This window comes from Arthrobacter sp. TJ-217 (assembly GCF_058269255.1).
Genome location: NZ_JBZCNJ010000003.1, coordinates 12,595 through 30,073, shown reverse-complemented (window position 1 = coordinate 30,073; position 17,479 = coordinate 12,595). Strand labels below are relative to the sequence as shown.

The 17,479-nt window shown below is 68.2% G+C and carries 15 protein-coding genes and 1 pseudogene; 14 read left to right on the top strand and 2 right to left on the bottom strand.

Annotated features, from left to right (window positions below; translation table 11 throughout):
• Window positions 1-78: 78 nt before the first annotated feature.
• The 14 genes and pseudogenes from pyrR to AC4D2R_RS05850 all read left to right on the top strand — a co-directional run bounded on the left by pyrR (window position 79) and on the right by AC4D2R_RS05850 (window position 16,031).
• Window positions 79-666 carry a bifunctional pyr operon transcriptional regulator/uracil phosphoribosyltransferase PyrR gene (gene pyrR / locus AC4D2R_RS05915; protein ID WP_490938453.1) on the top strand — a complete coding sequence of 196 codons (588 nt, stop codon included), beginning with the start codon at window positions 79-81 and terminating at the stop codon, window positions 664-666.
• Window positions 663-1,697 carry an aspartate carbamoyltransferase catalytic subunit gene (locus AC4D2R_RS05910; protein WP_490938451.1) on the top strand — a complete coding sequence of 345 codons (1,035 nt, stop codon included), beginning with the start codon at window positions 663-665 and terminating at the stop codon, window positions 1,695-1,697. Before pyrR ends, AC4D2R_RS05910 begins: the two co-directional genes overlap by 4 nt.
• Window positions 1,694-3,058, top strand: a complete 1,365-nt coding sequence (locus AC4D2R_RS05905) for a dihydroorotase (protein ID WP_490938449.1) — start codon at window positions 1,694-1,696, stop codon at window positions 3,056-3,058. The genes AC4D2R_RS05910 and AC4D2R_RS05905 overlap by 4 nt, the downstream gene beginning before the upstream one ends.
• Window positions 3,046-3,573, top strand: a complete 528-nt coding sequence (locus tag AC4D2R_RS05900; protein ID WP_490938447.1) for a PH-like domain-containing protein — start codon at window positions 3,046-3,048, stop codon at window positions 3,571-3,573. Before AC4D2R_RS05905 ends, AC4D2R_RS05900 begins: the two co-directional genes overlap by 13 nt.
• Window positions 3,570-4,751, top strand: coding sequence for a glutamine-hydrolyzing carbamoyl-phosphate synthase small subunit (gene carA, locus AC4D2R_RS05895; protein ID WP_490938445.1), 1,182 nt, complete (start codon window positions 3,570-3,572; stop codon window positions 4,749-4,751). The genes AC4D2R_RS05900 and carA overlap by 4 nt, the downstream gene beginning before the upstream one ends.
• A complete protein-coding gene (carB, locus tag AC4D2R_RS05890) occupies window positions 4,751-8,062 on the top strand; it encodes a carbamoyl-phosphate synthase large subunit (RefSeq protein WP_490938443.1) in 3,312 nt (1,103 codons plus the stop codon). The genes carA and carB overlap by 1 nt, the downstream gene beginning before the upstream one ends.
• Window positions 8,052-8,939, top strand: a complete 888-nt coding sequence (pyrF, locus tag AC4D2R_RS05885) for an orotidine-5'-phosphate decarboxylase (protein WP_490938441.1) — start codon at window positions 8,052-8,054, stop codon at window positions 8,937-8,939. The genes carB and pyrF overlap by 11 nt, the downstream gene beginning before the upstream one ends.
• A 109-nt stretch (window positions 8,940-9,048) precedes the next feature.
• A complete protein-coding gene (gene mihF / locus AC4D2R_RS05880; protein WP_490938439.1) occupies window positions 9,049-9,387 on the top strand; it encodes an integration host factor, actinobacterial type in 339 nt (112 codons plus the stop codon).
• Between the two features lie 8 nt (window positions 9,388-9,395).
• Window positions 9,396-9,965 (top strand): guanylate kinase, encoded by a 570-nt coding sequence (gmk, locus tag AC4D2R_RS05875; RefSeq protein ID WP_490938437.1) that lies wholly within the window; start codon window positions 9,396-9,398, stop codon window positions 9,963-9,965.
• Between the two features lie 45 nt (window positions 9,966-10,010).
• Window positions 10,011-10,271: a DNA-directed RNA polymerase subunit omega gene (rpoZ, locus tag AC4D2R_RS05870; protein ID WP_120165450.1), complete on the top strand. Its 261-nt coding sequence runs from the start codon at window positions 10,011-10,013 to the stop codon at window positions 10,269-10,271.
• A gap of 21 nt (window positions 10,272-10,292) precedes the next feature.
• Window positions 10,293-11,525: pseudogene (gene coaBC / locus AC4D2R_RS05865) on the top strand (bifunctional phosphopantothenoylcysteine decarboxylase/phosphopantothenate--cysteine ligase CoaBC); the annotation flags it as partial.
• Window positions 11,526-11,583: 58 nt separating this feature from the next.
• Complete coding sequence (gene metK / locus AC4D2R_RS05860) at window positions 11,584-12,798, top strand: methionine adenosyltransferase (protein WP_490938435.1); 1,215 nt, start codon at window positions 11,584-11,586, stop codon at window positions 12,796-12,798.
• Window positions 12,799-12,831: 33 nt separating this feature from the next.
• On the top strand, window positions 12,832-14,949 hold the full coding sequence (locus AC4D2R_RS05855; RefSeq protein WP_490938433.1) for a primosomal protein N': 2,118 nt from the start codon (window positions 12,832-12,834) through the stop codon (window positions 14,947-14,949).
• A 218-nt stretch (window positions 14,950-15,167) separates the two neighbouring features.
• The gene (locus tag AC4D2R_RS05850) at window positions 15,168-16,031 is read left to right on the top strand and encodes a pentapeptide repeat-containing protein (protein ID WP_490938431.1); all 864 of its coding nucleotides are present in this window, start codon (window positions 15,168-15,170) and stop codon (window positions 16,029-16,031) included.
• Between the two features lie 16 nt (window positions 16,032-16,047).
• Here AC4D2R_RS05850 and AC4D2R_RS05845 read toward each other — a convergent pair whose 3' ends face one another.
• Both AC4D2R_RS05845 and AC4D2R_RS05840 read right to left on the bottom strand, forming a co-directional pair.
• Window positions 16,048-16,506 carry a GNAT family N-acetyltransferase gene (locus AC4D2R_RS05845; RefSeq protein WP_490938429.1) on the bottom strand — a complete coding sequence of 153 codons (459 nt, stop codon included), beginning with the start codon at window positions 16,504-16,506 and terminating at the stop codon, window positions 16,048-16,050.
• Window positions 16,507-16,617: 111 nt separating this feature from the next.
• Window positions 16,618-17,352: a hypothetical protein gene (locus tag AC4D2R_RS05840; protein WP_490938427.1), complete on the bottom strand. Its 735-nt coding sequence runs from the start codon at window positions 17,350-17,352 to the stop codon at window positions 16,618-16,620.
• Window positions 17,353-17,479 lie beyond the last annotated feature (127 nt).

Genomic DNA, 17,479 nt, shown 5'->3' with positions numbered 1-17,479 from the left:
ATCGGCGCTGTGATAGTTTTGAAAGCGCAACCACCCTTTAAGTTCCGTCCAGTGAGGCGGGGAAGGAGGAAGCGTGTTATGACCGTGCCTGCACCGCATTCCGGAGCCGCACCGCGCGTTGTTCTCGCCGAAGCCGATATAGACCGCGCACTTACCCGCATCGCCCACGAGATCCTCGAGGCCAACAAGGGGCCCGCCGACCTCGTGCTCCTGGGGATCCCCAGAAGGGGCTTCCCCCTGGCACAGCGGCTCGCCCGCAAGATCGCTGCGGTGAACCCCGGTGTCGACCCCGCAGCCATCACCGGCCAGCTCGACGTCACGATGTACCGCGACGACCTCCAGCGCAATCCCACACGGCCGCCGCTGGCCACCCAGCTGCCGCCGTCGGGCATTGACGACAAGGTCGTGGTCCTCGTCGACGACGTGCTCTACTCCGGCCGCACCATCCGCGCCGCCCTCGATGCGATAGTGGACCTGGGACGGCCCCGCATCGTCCGCCTGGCCGTCCTCGTTGACCGCGGGCACCGGGAGCTGCCGATCCGCGCCGACCATGTGGGAAAGAACCTCCCCACGTCATCCTTCGAGCGGGTCCGCGTGTACCTCGAGGAAATCGACACCCGCGACGGGGCCCCCGTCAACGAGGTCGTCATCGAGGCGGCCGCGTGAGGCACCTGCTGACCACCCAGGACCTCTCCTACATCAACGCGCTGCGCCTGCTCGACGTCGCCGAGGAAATGTCGGCCGTCGGGGAGCGCGAAATCAAGAAACTTCCCGCCCTGCGGGGGCGCACGGTGGTGAACCTCTTCTACGAGGATTCAACCCGCACCAGGATCTCCTTCGAGGCGGCCGCCAAGCGGCTCTCCGCCGACGTCATCAACTTCGCAGCCAAGGGCTCCTCGGTGTCCAAGGGCGAATCCCTGAAGGACACGGCGCAGACCCTCGAGGCGATGAGCGCCGACGCCGTGGTGATCCGGCACTCCGCCTCCGGCGCACCGGCCCGCCTCGCGGCGTCGGGATGGATCGACGCCGCCGTGCTCAACGCCGGTGACGGCACCCACGAGCACCCCACCCAGGCTCTCCTCGACGCCTTCACGCTGCGCCGGCACTGGGCCCGGCTCGCCGGGCACCCCTCGAAGGGGACCGACCTGGCCGGGATGCGCGTGCTGATCGTCGGTGACATCCTTCACTCCCGCGTTGCGCGGTCCAACGTATGGCTGCTCAAGACGCTGGGCGCCCACATCACCCTCGTCGGCCCGCCGACCCTGCTGCCGGTGGGCATCGGATCGTGGCCGTGCACGGTGCGCTACGACCTCGATGAAGCGCTCGCCGAACGGCCCGACGCCGTCATGATGCTCCGGCTCCAGGCCGAGCGCATGAATGCGGCATTCTTCCCCTCCACCCGCGAGTACTCGCGGCGCTGGGGTTTCGACGAGGGCCGGCTGCACGCACTCGACACCCTCGGACTCGACGACACCGTCATCATGCATCCGGGGCCGATGAACCGGGGGCTCGAAATCTCCTCGGCCGCCGCCGATTCGCCCCGCTCCACGATCCTCGCCCAGGTGCGCAACGGGGTCTCGGTGCGGATGGCCGCCCTCTACCTGCTCCTGTCCGGAGACCACCACGCCGACGGGCCGGCCGGGAACGCCACAACCCCCGCCGCCCAGATTCCCAGCACGAAGGAGCCAGCACCATGAACGGCACACAACCGGCCCCCCGCGGCCAGTACCTGGTGAAGGGTGCCTCGGTGCTCGGCGGAGCGCGGCAGGACCTGCTGGTCAGCGACGGCGTCATCGCGGCGGTCGGCGCTTCAGCGGCTGCCGGGGCGAGCGGCGGAGACGTCAGCGTTGTCGATGCGGCCGGCCTCATTGCCCTGCCCGGGATGGTCGACCTTCACACCCACCTGCGGGAGCCGGGCCGGGAGGACGCCGAAACCGTGGAGACCGGCTCGCGCGCCGCGGCCCTCGGCGGGTTCACCGCCGTCCACGCAATGGCCAACAGCATGCCGGTGGCGGACACCGCCGGCGTGGTTGAGCAGGTGTACAGCCTCGGCCGGAAGGCCGGCTGGGTTGAGGTCCGGCCCGTGGGGGCGGTGACCGTCGGCCTCGCCGGCGAACGCATGGCCGAGCTCGGCGCGATGGCCGAATCGCGTGCCCGGGTGCGGGTCTTCTCCGACGACGGCATCTGCGTCTCCGACCCGGTGCTCATGCGGCGCGCCCTCGAGTACGTCAAGGCGTTCGACGGCGTCATCGCCCAGCACGCGCAGGAACCCCGGCTCACCGAGGGAGCGCAGATGAACGAAGGCGAGGTGTCCGCCGTCCTCGGGCTTGCCGGATGGCCGGCCGTCGCGGAGGAGAGCATCATTGCCCGCGACGTGCTCCTCGCCCAGCACGTGGATTCCCGGCTCCACGTATGCCACGTCTCGACGGCGGGCTCCGTGGAGATCCTTCGCTGGGCGAAAGCCCGCGGCATCCGCGTCACCGCCGAAGTCACCCCGCACCACCTCCTGCTGACCGACGAGCTGGTCCGCAGCTACGACCCGGTGTACAAGGTGAATCCGCCGCTGCGCACCTCAACGGACGTCCAGGCGCTGCGCGAGGCGCTCGCCGACGGCACTATCGACATCGTCGGAACCGACCACGCCCCGCACCCGAGCGAGCACAAGGAGTGCGAGTGGGCGCAGGCCGCGATGGGCATGACGGGCCTTGAAACCGCGCTGTCGGTGGTGCAGCACACCATGGTCGAAACGGGCCTGCTCGACTGGGCGGGGTTCGCCCGCGTCACCTCCGTCGGCCCCGCCGAGATCGGGCGCCTCGGGCACCAGGGCCGGCCGCTGGAGCAGGGCGAACCGGCGAACTTCACATTGGTCGACCCGAATGCGCGCTGGACGGTCGACCCCCATAAAATGGCAACAATGGGACGCAACAGCCCGTTCGCCGGGCTCGAACTTCCCGGCCGGGTCGTCGCCACGTTCTACCGCGGGCACCCCACCGTCCTCGATGGAGCCCTCAACACACCGTTCGTTTCAGCTGCAGAGGAATCCGCGTGGATTGGTTAGGACCGGTCGCAGCCGCGGCAGGAATCATAGTGCTCATCGCCGGCCTGATGGCGCTGGGCTGGCGTGGGCGGCTGCGCCGCCAGTCAGCGGTTGCCGCCCCTCCTCCGGTGCCGGCCGACCCGGGCCGCGTCCTCTTCGAGGCCGAGGGCCAGTACGTTGCAACCACCACCGCCGGGGACTGGCTCGACCGGATCGCCGTGCACGGGCTGGGACTCCGGTCGGAGGCAGTAGCCACAGTGCACCCCACCGGAGTGCTGCTGGCCCGCAGGGGCGCCCCCGACGTCTTCATCCCCCGCGAGGCGCTGACCGGCGTGCGGTTCGAGCGCGGCATGGCGGGCAAGTTCGTCGAGAAGGACGGACTCGTCCTGCTGACCTGGCTGCTCGGGGGGCAGAAGGTCGACACGGGCTTCCGCACCCGGCACGCCTCCGACAAGACCCAGCTGCTCGCCGCGGTGGCGGCACTCGCACCTGGCATAGACACAACCGACGTCATCAAAGGCAGGAAGTCCAAGTGACACTTACGAACTCGTCCGCCAGCCCCGCGCTGCTCGTCCTTGAGGACGGACGGACCTTCCGGGGCAGCAGTTACGGCGCCGAGGGAACGGCCCTCGGCGAGGCGGTCTTTGCCACGGGCATGACCGGCTACCAGGAAACCATCACCGATCCTTCCTACGCACGGCAGCTCGTGGTGCAGACGGCACCCCACATCGGAAACACGGGCGTGAACGCCGACGACGCCGAGTCCCGCCGCATCTGGGTTGCCGGGTACATCGTGCGCGACGCCGCCCGCCGCCCTTCGAACTGGCGTTCGGAACAGAGCCTTGACGATCAGCTGCGCGAGCAGGGGGTCGTGGGGATTGAGGGAGTCGACACGCGCGCCCTGACCCGGCACCTGCGTGAACGCGGCGCGATGAAGGCGGGAATCTTCTCGGGGTCCGCCGCCCTGGCTCCGGAAGCCCGGCTCCTCGAAGAGGTGCAGTCCCAGGACTCAATGGCCGGTGCCCGCCTCGCCGAGGAGGTCAGCGCCGGCTCGGCCTACACCGTCGAACCGTCCGATCACGGCTGGACGGAGGAACCACGCTTCACCGTCGCCGCCCTCGACCTCGGTATCAAGACGATGACGCCGAAACACTTCGCCCAGCGCGGGGTGCGCACAGTCGTCTTCCCCGCCGACACCGCCTTCGAGGAACTGACGAAGGCCGGGCCCGACGGCGTGTTCATGTCGAACGGGCCTGGCGACCCCGCCACCGCCGACGTCCAGGTGGATCTGCTGCGGAAGGTCCTTGCGGCGGGCATCCCGTTCTTCGGCATCTGCTTCGGCAACCAGATCCTCGGCCGGGCCCTCGGCTTCGGCACCTACAAGCTGCCCTACGGCCACCGCGGCATCAACCAGCCGGTGCTCGACCGGCGCACCGGCAGGGTCGAAATCACCTCCCAAAACCACGGTTTCGCCGTCGACGCGCCCCTTGACGGACCCGTCGAAGCGCCCCAGGGCGGGTTCGGCCGCGTGGAGGTCAGCCATATCAGCCTCAACGACAACGTGGTGGAGGGCCTCGCGTGCCTCGACCTTCCCGCCTTCTCGGTGCAGTACCACCCCGAAGCCGCCGCCGGACCGCACGATTCGGCCTACCTCTTTGACCGCTTCATCGAGCTGATGAGCGCCACGCAGCGCACCACCCAGGAGAACAACTGATGCCCCGCAGAATCGACCTCAAGAGTGTCCTGGTCATCGGCTCCGGCCCGATCGTCATCGGGCAGGCAGCCGAATTCGACTACTCCGGAACGCAGGCCCTGCGGGTCCTGAAGGAGGAGGGCCTGCGGGTCATCCTCGTGAACTCCAACCCGGCGACGATCATGACCGATCCCGAGTTCGCCGACGCCACCTATGTGGAGCCGATCACCCCGGAGGTGGTAGCCAAGATCATCGAGAAGGAGCGCCCCGACGCCCTCCTTCCCACCCTCGGCGGGCAGACCGCGCTCAACACCGCCATCGCCCTGGACAAGAACGGCATCCTTGAGAAGTTCGGCGTCGAGCTGATCGGCGCGAACATCGCCGCAATCGAACTGGGGGAGGACCGCGAAAAGTTTAAGGGCGTCGTTGAGCGCTGCGGCGCCGAATCCGCGCGCTCCGTGATCATCCACACCCTCGACGAGGCGCTCGCGGCGGCCGATGACCTGGGCTACCCGATGGTGGTCCGCCCCTCGTTCACCATGGGCGGACTCGGCTCCGGCCTTGCCTACACCGAAGCGGACCTGCGCCGCATCGTGGGCCAGGGCCTCCAGTACAGCCCCACCAGCGAGGTCCTCCTCGAGGAGAGCATCCTGGGCTGGAAAGAGTACGAGCTCGAGATGATGCGCGACAAGAACGACAACGTGGTGGTTGTCTGCTCCATCGAGAACGTCGACCCCGTTGGAGTCCACACCGGCGACTCGATCACCGTCGCCCCAGCCCTGACCCTCACCGACCGCGAGTACCAGCGGCTGCGCGACATCTCGATCGCGGTCATCCGCGAGGTTGGCGTCGACACCGGCGGGTGTAACATCCAGTTCGCCGTCGAACCGGCGACGGGGCGCGTCGTCGTCATTGAAATGAACCCGCGCGTCTCGCGCTCCTCGGCGCTCGCGTCGAAGGCCACCGGGTTCGCGATCGCGAAGATCGCCACCAAGCTTTCCCTTGGCTACACCCTCGATGAGATTCCGAACGACATCACGCAGAAGACCCCTGCCTCCTTCGAACCGACGCTCGACTACGTCGTGGTGAAAGTCCCGCGCTTCGCCTTCGAGAAGTTTCCGGCAGCCGACACGACGCTGACCACCACGATGAAGTCCGTGGGCGAGGCGATGGCCATGGGCCGCAACTTCACCGAGGCGCTGCAGAAGGCGCTGCGCTCACTCGAGCAGAAGGGCTCCCAGCTCTCGTTCGCGCCGGTCCCGGAGTCCGAGGTTGCGGGCCTCATCGAGGCCGCCCGCCGCCCGACGACCGAGCGGCTGTCCCAGGTCCAGCGCGCCCTGCTTGGCGGGGCGTCGGTCGAGGAGGTCTTCGAGGCAACGGCCATCGACCCCTGGTTCCTCGACCAGCTCGTCCTTCTGAACGAGATCGCCGAGCAGGTCCGCTCCGCCCCCGCGGTGACCGAAGCGGTGCTCCGCCTCGCCAAGCGCCACGGCTTCTCCGACGAGCAGATCGGGCAGCTGACCTCAACCCCCGAGGCAGTGGTGCGCGGCGTCCGGCACGCGCTGGGCGTGCGCCCCGTCTTCAAGACCGTCGACACGTGCGCCGCCGAATTCGCCGCCTACACCCCGTACCACTACTCCTCCTACGACGAGGAGGATGAGGTTGCGCAGCACGAGAAGCCCTCGATCATCATTCTCGGTTCCGGACCCAACCGGATCGGGCAGGGCATCGAGTTCGACTACTCGTGCGTCCACGCCACGATGGCCCTGCGGGCCGCCGGCCACGAGACCGTCATGATCAACTGCAACCCCGAGACGGTCTCCACCGACTACGACATCTCCACCCGGCTCTACTTCGAACCGCTCACCCTCGAGGACGTCCTGGAAGTGATCGCGGCCGAGCAGCGCACCGGCGGCGTCATGGGCGTGTTCGTCCAGCTCGGGGGACAGACGCCGCTGAAGCTGGCCCAGGAACTGGCCGACGCCGGCATCCCCATCCTCGGCACGTCGCCGGAGGCCATTGACCTCGCCGAGCACCGCGGCGCCTTCAGCCGGGTGCTCGACACGGCCGGACTCATCTCGCCGAAGAACGGCACGGCGGTGTCCTTCGAGGACGCCAAGAAAATCGCCGACGAGATCGGCTACCCCGTGCTGGTGCGCCCCTCCTATGTCCTCGGCGGGCGCGGCATGGAAATCGTCTACGACGAACCGAACCTCTCCCGATACATCGCCAACGCCACGGAGATCACCCCCGACCACCCGGTGCTGATCGACCGGTTCCTCGAGGACGCAATCGAGATCGACGTCGACGCCCTGTACGACGGCACCGAGATGTACCTCGGGGGCATCATGGAGCACATCGAGGAAGCCGGAATCCACTCCGGCGATTCGGCCTGCGTCCTGCCGCCGATCACCCTCGGCGCCGACGTGCTCGAGCGGGTCCGCACCGCCACCCTCGCCATCGCCGAAGGCGTTGGCGTGCGCGGACTGATCAACATCCAGTTCGCCCTGGCCTCCGACGTGCTGTACGTCCTCGAGGCCAACCCGCGCGCCTCCCGGACTGTGCCCTTCGTGTCGAAGGCCACCGGCGTCCAGCTGGCGAAGGCCGCCGCCCTGATCGGGACCGGTGTCAGCGTCTCCGACCTGCGCACCGTGCACCACCTCCTGCCCGAGCACGGCGACGGCGGCTCGCTGCCGTTCGACGCACCGGTATCGGTGAAGGAAGCGGTCCTGCCGTTCAGCCGGTTCCGCACCCCGGAAGGGACCGTTGTCGATTCGCTGCTCGGCCCGGAGATGCGCTCCACCGGCGAGGTGATGGGCATCGACAAGTACTTCGACACCGCCTTCGCGAAGAGCCAGGCCGCCGCCAACGCGGCGCTGCCCATCGAGGGGAAGGTCTTCGTCTCGGTTGCCAACCGTGACAAGCGCTCAATCATCATGCCCGTCAAGCGCCTCGTCGACCTCGGCTTCGAGATCGTCTCAACCGGCGGAACCGCCGACGTGCTGCGCCGCAACGGCATCTCGGCCACCACCGTACGCAAGGTTGCCGAGGGCACCGGGGCGCACGGCGAGGGAACCATCGTCGACCTGATCACCAGCGGCGGCATCGACATGATCATCAACACGCCCTCGGGCGGGCAGGCGCGCGGCGACGGCTACGAGATCCGCGCCGCGGCAACCTCCTACGGGCTCCCCGTCATCACCACGGTGCCGGAGGTCGGGGCAGCGGTCCAGGCGATCGAGGCGATGCGCTCCTTCGAATGGTCGGTGACCAGCCTGCAGGAGCACGCGGCGAACCTCCGCACCTCCACGGCGGCCCAGCATGCCTCCTAGCCCGCAGCCGCGCGAGCCGTTCGGGGTTCGGCTCGCCCGGGCGCGCGGCCTCAAGGGCAGCCTCTGTGTGGGAATCGACCCGCACCCCTCGCTCCTGGCGGCGTGGGGGCTCCCCGACACCCCGGAGGGCCTGGAGCGGTTCTCATTGACCGTCCTCGACGCCGTCGGGCCGGTCGCCGCAGCGCTCAAGCCCCAGGTCGCACTGTACGAACGGCACGGCTCCCGCGGCATCGCCGTGCTCGAAACCCTCCTGGCGCGCGCCGCAGAGCAGGATGTGCTCACCATCGCGGATGCCAAGCGCGGCGACATCGGCTCGACAATGCAGGCGTACGCGGAAGCCTGGCTTGGGGAAGGATCACCGCTCGCGGCCGACTCCGTCACCCTCAACCCCTACCTCGGGTTCGAATCCCTGCGCCCGGCACTCAGGCTCGCCGCTGCCACCGGACGAGGCGTTTTCATCCTCGCGCTCACCTCGAACCCCGAGGGGGCATCGATCCAGCACGCCGGCGGCAGCGACTCGGTGGCCCTGTCGGTCCTGCGGGCCGCCGCAGCCGAAAACGCGCCGGACGGTAACCGGCCGGACGCGGAAGCCGCCGGGCCGGCGGCGACGGGATCCGTGGGCCTCGTCGTCGGCGCGACCGTCGGTGCGGCGGTGCGCTCGCTCGGCCTGAACCTGGCGGCACTGAACGGGCCGATTCTCGCCCCCGGAGTCGGCGCCCAGGGGGCCGGTGCCCGCGAACTCGAAGAGACCTTCGGTGCTGCGCTACCCGCGGTGCTTCCGACGTCGAGCCGGGCAGTGCTCGCCGCGGGTCCGGACGGGACAGCCCTGCGGGAGGCGGCACGTAGCGCGGGTCGGCAGCTGGAGTCCAGCGCCTAACCCGATTGATTTTCCGCCGCATGAGCCGATAGGTTCAGGAGGAGCCCGCATCCACGAGACCAGCGGCAGCCGGTACGTTCCGGCCGCCGCCTACTGCAGGGGAGCCCTTGTGAGCCTGAAGCCATTGACGGACGTCGAAAGAAAACAGGCTCGCGAGAAGGCCACCGCGGCCAGGACAGTCCGTGCCGACATTAAGAGCCAGCTCAAAACAGGTAAGGTCTCAGTAGCCGAAGTTATTGAAAGCGGTTCGGACGATGAAGCTGTCGGCCGGCTCAAAGTGCTCGATCTCCTGAAAGCCCTGCCGGGCGTGGGGGAGGTCCGGGCCTCCGCGATCATGACGAATCTTGGCATCGCCGCCACGCGGCGCGTGCGGGGCCTCGGCATCCACCAGCGCAAGGCGCTCATTGATCACCTGAACGAACAGCATTCTGGCCCGGCCAGTAAGTGAGGAACCACGTGTCGCAGCCGCGGCTGACAGTATTGGCCGGACCGACGGCCGTCGGCAAGGGAACAGTGTCAACCTACATCCGGGACAACTACCCCGACGTCTGGTTGTCCGTCTCGGCCACCACCCGCCCGCCGAGACCCGGAGAAATCCACGGAGTCCACTACTACTTCGTCTCACCCGATGAGTTCGACGCCCTGGTCGCCGACGGCGAACTGCTCGAGTGGGCCGTGGTCCACGGACGCAACCGCTACGGGACTCTCCGCAGCACCGTGCAGGAGGCAATGGACGAGGGCCGGTGTGTGCTTCTGGAGATCGATCTCCAGGGCGCGCGGCAGGTCAAGCAGACGATGCCCGAGGCGAATTTCGTCTTCCTGGCCCCGCCCACCTGGGAGGAATTGGTGCGCCGTCTCGTGGGCCGGGGCACCGAAACCCTCGAGGAACAGCAGCGGCGGCTGGAAACCGCTAAACTGGAACTTGCCGCCGAACCTGAATTCGACCACACCGTGGTCAACGACAGTGTCGAGCATGCGGCGGACGAGCTTGTTTCACTGATGGGACTCCGCCCTTTGCAGCGCTGACGCGCACGCCGAGGGACGAGGAACAAACAAATTTTTGGAGATTCTGTGTCTACACAGCCTGAAGGCATCATCAACCCGCCGATCGACTCCCTGCTTGAGGCGTCGGACTCGAAGTATGCCCTCGTGATCTACGGCGCCAAGCGCGCCCGGCAGATCAACGCCTACTACTCCCAGCTCCACGAGGGCCTGTTCGAGTACGTCGGCCCCCTTGTCGACACCCGCCTGAACGAGAAGCCCCTGTCGATCGCCCTGCGCGAAATCGACGAGGGAATGCTCGTCGCCGCTCCCATGGAGCAGGCCGAGTAGCAACCGGCAGAGACAGCTGAGCAAAGAAACTCCGTGCGGATAATCCTCGGCGTTGGAGGAGGGATCGCGGCCTACAAGGCCGCATCCCTCCTTCGCCTCTTTACGGAGGCCGGCCACAATGTCACTGTCATCCCCACCGAGGCGGCAACGCGGTTCGTTGGCACCGCCACCTGGGAGGCGCTCTCCGGGAATCCGGTGAGCAACAGCGTCTTTGACGACGTCGACAAGGTCAACCACGTGCGGCTCGGACACGAAGCCGACCTGGTGGTCGTGGCTCCCGCCACCGCGGACCTGATGGCGCGCGCCGCGTCTGGCCTTGCCAACGACCTGCTCACAGGAACCCTGCTGATGGCCTCCGGACCGGTTTTCATGGCCCCCGCCATGCACACCGAAATGTGGCGCCACCCCGCAACGGCCGCGAACGTCGCGCTGCTCCGCGCGCGGGGCGTCACGGTCATGGAGCCGGCATCGGGGCGCCTCACCGGGTCCGATACCGGCCCGGGCCGGCTCCCAGAGCCCGCCGACATCTTCGCCGCCGCGATGGCCGCCTACGAGGCCGCCACGGGCTCCGGGCTGCTCGCCGGGCGCACCGTGACCATCACGGCCGGCGGAACGCGCGAACCGCTCGACCCGGTGCGCTTCCTCGGCAACCGTTCCTCCGGCAAACAGGGGATGGCCCTGGCCGCCGCGGCCCTCGCCGAGGGCGCGACAGTCCGGCTGATCGCAGCCTCAACCGAGGTGCCCCCGCCCTCCGGCGTCGCGCTCACCCGCGTTGAGACAGCACTTGAGCTGCGGGACGCCGTGCTCGCCGCACTGCCGGAAACCGACGTACTGATCATGGCCGCCGCCGTCGCCGACTTCCGCCCCGCCGAGGTCGCGGACACGAAAATCAAGAAGAGCGCGGACGGCGTCGACCCGGTCATCACCCTGGTCCGCAACCCTGACATCCTGCGCGAAGCCGTCGAGGTCCGCGACGCCGGCACAACAGGAACCCCCGGCGTCATTGTGGGATTCGCCGCCGAAACCGGCGATGCCGGATCCGATCCCCTGACCCATGCCCGGGCCAAGCTCCGCTCCAAGGGCTGCGACCTGCTGGTGCTCAACGTGGTGGGGCGGGACAAGGTGTTCGGCCAGGACGAGAACTCGGTCATCCTCCTTGGGGCCGACGGCACCGAATCGGAGCCCGTCAACGGAACCAAGCGCGAGGTGGCGGCCGCCGTCGTTGCCCGTGCGGCCAAGGCCCTCAAACCCTGACGCCCGGGCGCCGGAACGAATTTCGAGCGCCGGCCAACGAACCAAGTAGAGTGAATACGTGAATTCAGCCAGTTCCAATCCTGCCGCGCTGCGGCTCTTTTCCTCCGAGTCGGTCACCGAGGGCCACCCCGACAAGATCTGCGACCAGATCAGCGACGCCATTCTCGACGCCCTGCTCGAGTCCGACCCCGAATCCCGGGTCGCCGTGGAAACCCTGGTGACCACCGGTCTTGTACACGTGGCGGGGGAGGTCACGACCGAGGCGTACGTGGAGATCCCCGAGATCGTCCGCAACACCATCCTCGGCATTGGCTACGACTCCTCGGCCAACGGTTTCGACGGCGCCCGCTGCGGGGTTTCGGTCTCCATCGGCCAGCAGTCGCCGGAGATCGCCTCGGGAGTCTTCACCTCGGTCGAGGTGCGCGAAGGCAAGGGCATCGACCCTTACGACGCCCAGGGCGCAGGCGACCAGGGCATCATGTTCGGATACGCCAGCGATGAGACGCCGGTGCTGATGCCCACCCCGATCTGGCTGGCCCACCGTCTCTCGGAGCAGTTGACCGCGGTGCGCAAGGACGGGACGCTTCCGTACCTGCGGCCCGACGGGAAAACCCAGGTCACCATCGGTTATGACGGCGACATCCCGGTTTCGGTCGACTCGGTCGTCATCTCCTCCCAGCACGCGGCGGAAGTGTCGCTGGATGAGCTGCGGGCCGACCTCGTCACCCACGTCATCAACCCCGTGCTTGAAACCTCGCACCTTGACAGCTCCTCGGTGCGCCACATCCTCAACCCGGGCGGCGAGTTCATTATCGGTGGACCGGTTGGCGACGCCGGGCTCACCGGACGGAAGATCATCGTGGACACCTACGGTGGCAGCGCCAGGCACGGCGGGGGCGCCTTCAGCGGCAAGGACCCGTCGAAGGTTGACCGCTCCGCCGCGTATGCGATGCGCTGGGTCGCCAAGAACGTCGTGGCGGCCGGGCTGGCCCGCCGCGCCGAGATCCAGATCGCCTATGCGATCGGCATGGCCCACCCCGTCGGAATCTACGTTGAGACCTTCGGCACCGAAACCGTCGACCCCCTGGCCATCGGCAAGGCGATCCGCGAAATCTTCGACCTCCGCCCTCTGGGCATCATCAACGCCCTCGACCTCAAGCGCCCGATCTACCAAAAGACCGCTGCCCACGGGCACTTCGGCCGCGAAGATGCAGGCTTCAACTGGGAACTGACAGACCGCGTCGATAAGCTGAGGAGCTACTTCAACGCCTAAACGGCAAGAGCTACGACAGCGGGTACAACGGCAATGAGCAGCACTGCGGGGACGGACGGCGGCCAGCTGTCGCTGCTTCACGGTTTCGGCGCGCCCCGGCTGCCGTCGGCCAGCCCGGGGGCCGCCGCAGTCAACCCTGTGGCGCAGGTGCTGCTCGACTCGCCGCTGCCCCACCTCGACCGAGCCTTCGACTACTACGTGCCCCAGGAACTCGATGCCGACGCGCAGCCCGGCGTCCGGGTCAAGGTCCGGTTCGCCGGCAAGGAGCAGACCGGCTATCTTGCCGCACGCCTGCCCGCCTCAGAATCCACGGCCAAGCTCCTGCCCCTCGGGAAGATCATCTCGGCCCAGTCGGTGCTGACCCCCGAGGTGCTCAAGCTCGCCCAGTCCGTGGCGCTGCGCTCGGCTGGCACCGTCAGCGACGTCCTCCGTGTAGCCGTGCCGCCGCGGGCCGCCCGCGTCGAGAAGGAGTTTGAGCCGCCTGCACCGGGCGCCGCCCTCCCCGCAGCGGCACCGGGCCTGCCCCCCATGACCGTCCTGAAGGGCGCCGCCTCCGGCAGCTACAGCCGCTACGTCCACGGAGAAGCGTTCCTGCTGCACCTCGCAGCGGGAGGGTCCCCTCGCGCGGTCCTGACGTCGGTGGGAGGGTACGGGCCACGGGCCTGGCCCGAGGAAATCACCGACGCCGTCGCCGCCGTCGCCCTCAGCGGGCGCGGCGCCATCGTTGTCGTACCCGACCAGCGCGACCTCGCCCGGGTCGAAGCGGCGCTGGTGCGCCGGCTCGGCGACGAGATGGTGGCCCGGCTCACCGCCGAAGACGGCCCCACCCCGCGCTACCGCAATTTCCTGCGCCTGCTGCACGGACACGCGCGGGTCGCAGTGGGGACACGGTCGGCGGCCTACGCACCGGTGGCCGACCTCGGGCTCGTCTGCGTGTGGGATGACGGCGACGACTCCCACTTCGAACAGCGCGCCCCCTACCAGCACGTGCGCGACGTCCTACTGCTTCGAGCCGACCAGGAAAACGCCGGCGTTCTGGTCGCATCGACGTCCCTCAGCACCGAGGCGCACCGGCTCGTCGAAACGGGCTGGGCCCGGTCGATCCACGCCGAACGCCCCGAGATCCGCAGGAGCGTGCCGCGGGTCCAGCATGCGGCCGATGCCTTCCACCGCGAACGCGACCCGCTCGCCACCCAGGCGCGCATTCCGTCGTCTGCGTGGAAAGCCGCCCAGGACGGGCTCACCCGCGGACCGGTGCTCCTTCAGGTCGCGCGGACCGGCTTCTCACCGGCAATCGCCTGCGCCGACTGCCGGCGGCCCGCCCGCTGCGTCAACTGCACCGGCCCGCTCGCCCAGCACAGCAGGGGAGGGATCCCCCAGTGCCGCTGGTGCGGGCGCCCCGATCCGCGCTGGCACTGCGCCTCCTGCGGCGGCACCACCATCCGGGCGGGCATTGCCGGGGCAACCCGGACGGCCGAGGAGCTGGGGCGTGCCTTCCCGGGTGTTCCGGTCGTCTCCTCGGCGGGTGAACACGTCGTCGACGCCGTTCCTGACACCCCGGCCGTCGTTGTGGCGACTCCGGGCGCTGAACCCGTTGCCGCCGGCGGGTATGCCGCGGTGATCCTGCTCGATGGAAGCGCTATGCTCAGCCGCGAGTCGCTGCGCGCGGGCGAAGACACCCTCCGGCGCTGGTTCTCCGCGGCGGTGCTTGCCCGGCCCGCGGCCGAAGGCGGGCTTGTGGTCGTCACGGCCGACGACGACGCAGCGGTCGGGGCGCTGGTGCGGTGGGATCCCCGCGGTGCCGCGTCCCGGGAACTCGCCCTCCGGCAGGAACTTGGCCTTCCACCAGCCGTCCGGTACGCCGCCCTGACCGGCAGCCGCGAAGCGCTGGCCGCGTTCACCGAGGGAATCGACACCTCCGGGTTCGTTCGGACCGTCGGTCCGGTTCCGGTTGCGTCAGCCGGGGGCCGCGGACCCGAGCGGGAGAACGGCCACCTTGCAGGAGAGGGAACCCACCGCCTCCTCGTCTTCTTCACCTACCGTGCCGCAGCCCACGCCGTGGGCCAGCTGAGGACCAGGCGCGCCGTCCTTTCGGCGAAACGCACCACCGAACCGGTGCACATCCGCTGCGACGCGCTCGACCTGCTGTAACGCCCGCGCAGCAGCCCTCAACGTACGGATAAAACGCTGCCACATGCCGGTGAGGGCGTATATCCTGATGCCAGTGACGCTTTCTTCTTCTCTGTGACCCAGAGCTTCTACAGCCATTCCAGTTCGCTCCCACCGGGAGCGCTGATCCCGTGTGACCGTGCGGGGGACCAAGTTCCCCGACTCCCGGCCCACCACAGCACACCTCACTGGAAGATCACATGGACAGCACTACTACCCCCGTACCCTTTGCCGCCCCTGGACGGCGTTCCCTCCGCCCCGATTGCGGCAATTGCTTTGCCCTCTGCTGCACCGCCTTCGGGTTTTCCCGCTCTACGGAGTTTGCCCTCGACAAACCGGCCGGGTCGCCATGCCGGAACCTCGCGCCCGACTTTTCCTGCACCATCCACGACACCCTGCACCCCAGGGGCTTCCGCGGCTGCTCGGTCTTCGATTGTTTCGGCGCCGGCCAGAACGTATCCCAGCGCTTCTTTGGGGGAACGAGCTGGATCGAGGATCCCGGCACAAGGACTGAAATGTTCGACGCGTTCAAAGCGGCACGGCAGCTTCACGAGATGCTTCGGTACCTGGCAGAGGCACGGACGCGTACATTCGATCCCGATACCGCAGACCGCGCCGCGCTGCTGACGAGGACCATCGAGCACGCGGTAGGCGGAGACAGGGAGGCACTGCTCTCCCTCGACGTCGAGGGCCTCCGCCTCGAGGTGCGGTCTGTGTTGATTGAGGTCAGCGAAGAAGTGCGTGCTTCCTACTTCGCCGAAGGTGGGGACCATCTGGAGCCCGCACTGCATCCCGGTGCGGATCTGATGGGGAAAAATTTCCGGCGCCGCCGCTTGTGCGGGGCGGACCTCAGAGGCGCCTATCTCATTGCCGCGGACCTGCGGGGGAGTGACCTGTCGGCGGTTGACCTGCTCGGAGCGGACCTCAGGGATGCGCAGCTTGAGGGCGCCGATCTCGCGGAAGCCCTGTACCTGACCCAGCCGCAGCTCAACGCCGCGATCGGCAGCCAAAGGACACGCATACCCACGGACCTGGTGTTCCCGCCGCACTGGTCGAGTGAATGAGCAGCCCTGCTGTGGCTTAAGCGGTGCCTCCATCGATGGTTCTGGGGCTGCGTTCGCGCGCGAGCCACCGGCCCGGATCGGAGAGGGCCTTGAAGCCGAACCGGCCGTAGAGGCCGTGGGCATCGTCGGTCACCAGGACCGTCCGCTTGACCGCCAGGCCGTCGAGGTCGCCTGCCACACCGGCGATCAATGCCTTGCCGACGCCAACGCCCCGGACCGATTCCGCCACGAAGACGTCGCAGAGCCACGCAAAGGTGACGCCATCGGTGATCACGCGTGCGTAGGCGACCTGGTCTCCGGTGCCCCTTCGGTACATGCCGTAATTCCGCGACGCGTCAATGGCCGCGTCCTGAACCTCACGGCGGCGTCCCAGCGCCCAGTACGCTTCGGTGCTGAGCCAGGCGTGAACCCGTGCCCGATCGATCCGTTGCGTGTTCTGGTCGAACTCATAGGGTTCAGAAGAGGGAATCACCATGCAACCCTAAGCCGGTCGCGTGGTCCATCTCCGCACTCCTGGCCGGACCCTCCTCGAGTTCTGCCACTTTCGGTCAGGTTCCACGATGTTTTCGGGTTCCCGGCGGTCGGCTCATCGATGTTGCAGCCAGATGCCTGGTTCGTTGTAGATGCCGTGGTCACGTTCGGTGTTGATGATCAGTGGGGAGAGGCCGCCATCGATGACGTAGGCGCCACTTTCCGGGAAGGCCAAATTTGTCCAGGTCTCCCATTCGGTGACGGTTCCGGTCATTGTCTGGGAAACCTCGGTGGAGGAGAGCACGGCCGCTCCCATTCGAACGTGGGTCCGCAGCCACGGATCAACGGGCAGCCCGTCGTTGCGGGTCCAGCCGGCGTAGTCGCTGATCGGCGTCAGCGGGTAGCGGTGCTTCAGGGTTGGCCTCAGTGGAACGATCACGGATCCCAGCCCCCACGCAGGGGCACGGTCGACGAACGCGCTGAGGAGCTCTGTGGCTAGCCCTGTTCCCTGGAGGCCCGGTTGGACTTGAGCTGCGCAGACAACGAGCGTGTTGGGTGCCGCGTTCTCGTCGAGATTCTCGAGCGCCCGCACGAGGGTTCCGGTGTACCCGCCGGGCAGGTCCTCGCGGGTCCCATCCCAGCACACCGGCACGGCCCAGCCGTTCGCGGCCAAGGCAGAACCATCGACCGCGGCGAGTTCGAAGTGCGCGAACTCGGCGCGCACCCGATCCCAGCAGGCGGCAACCACTTTGTCTGCAGAAATGAATGCGGGCCACGCCCCCTCGGAAAGCGCGTCCAACTCGGCATCCGAGCGAGGGCGGGCGTCGAGGCGTTCAATCGTCACTGGCATGACGCGAGTCTATTGTCATGCCCGCTTCGGGCGGCATGCGTATAGTTGTGCCATGTTCTCGTGATCCTCGCTCCTCTCCTGCGTCCGTGGCCGGTGCCCGGCAGGAAGTCGACCGAACCCGGGGATA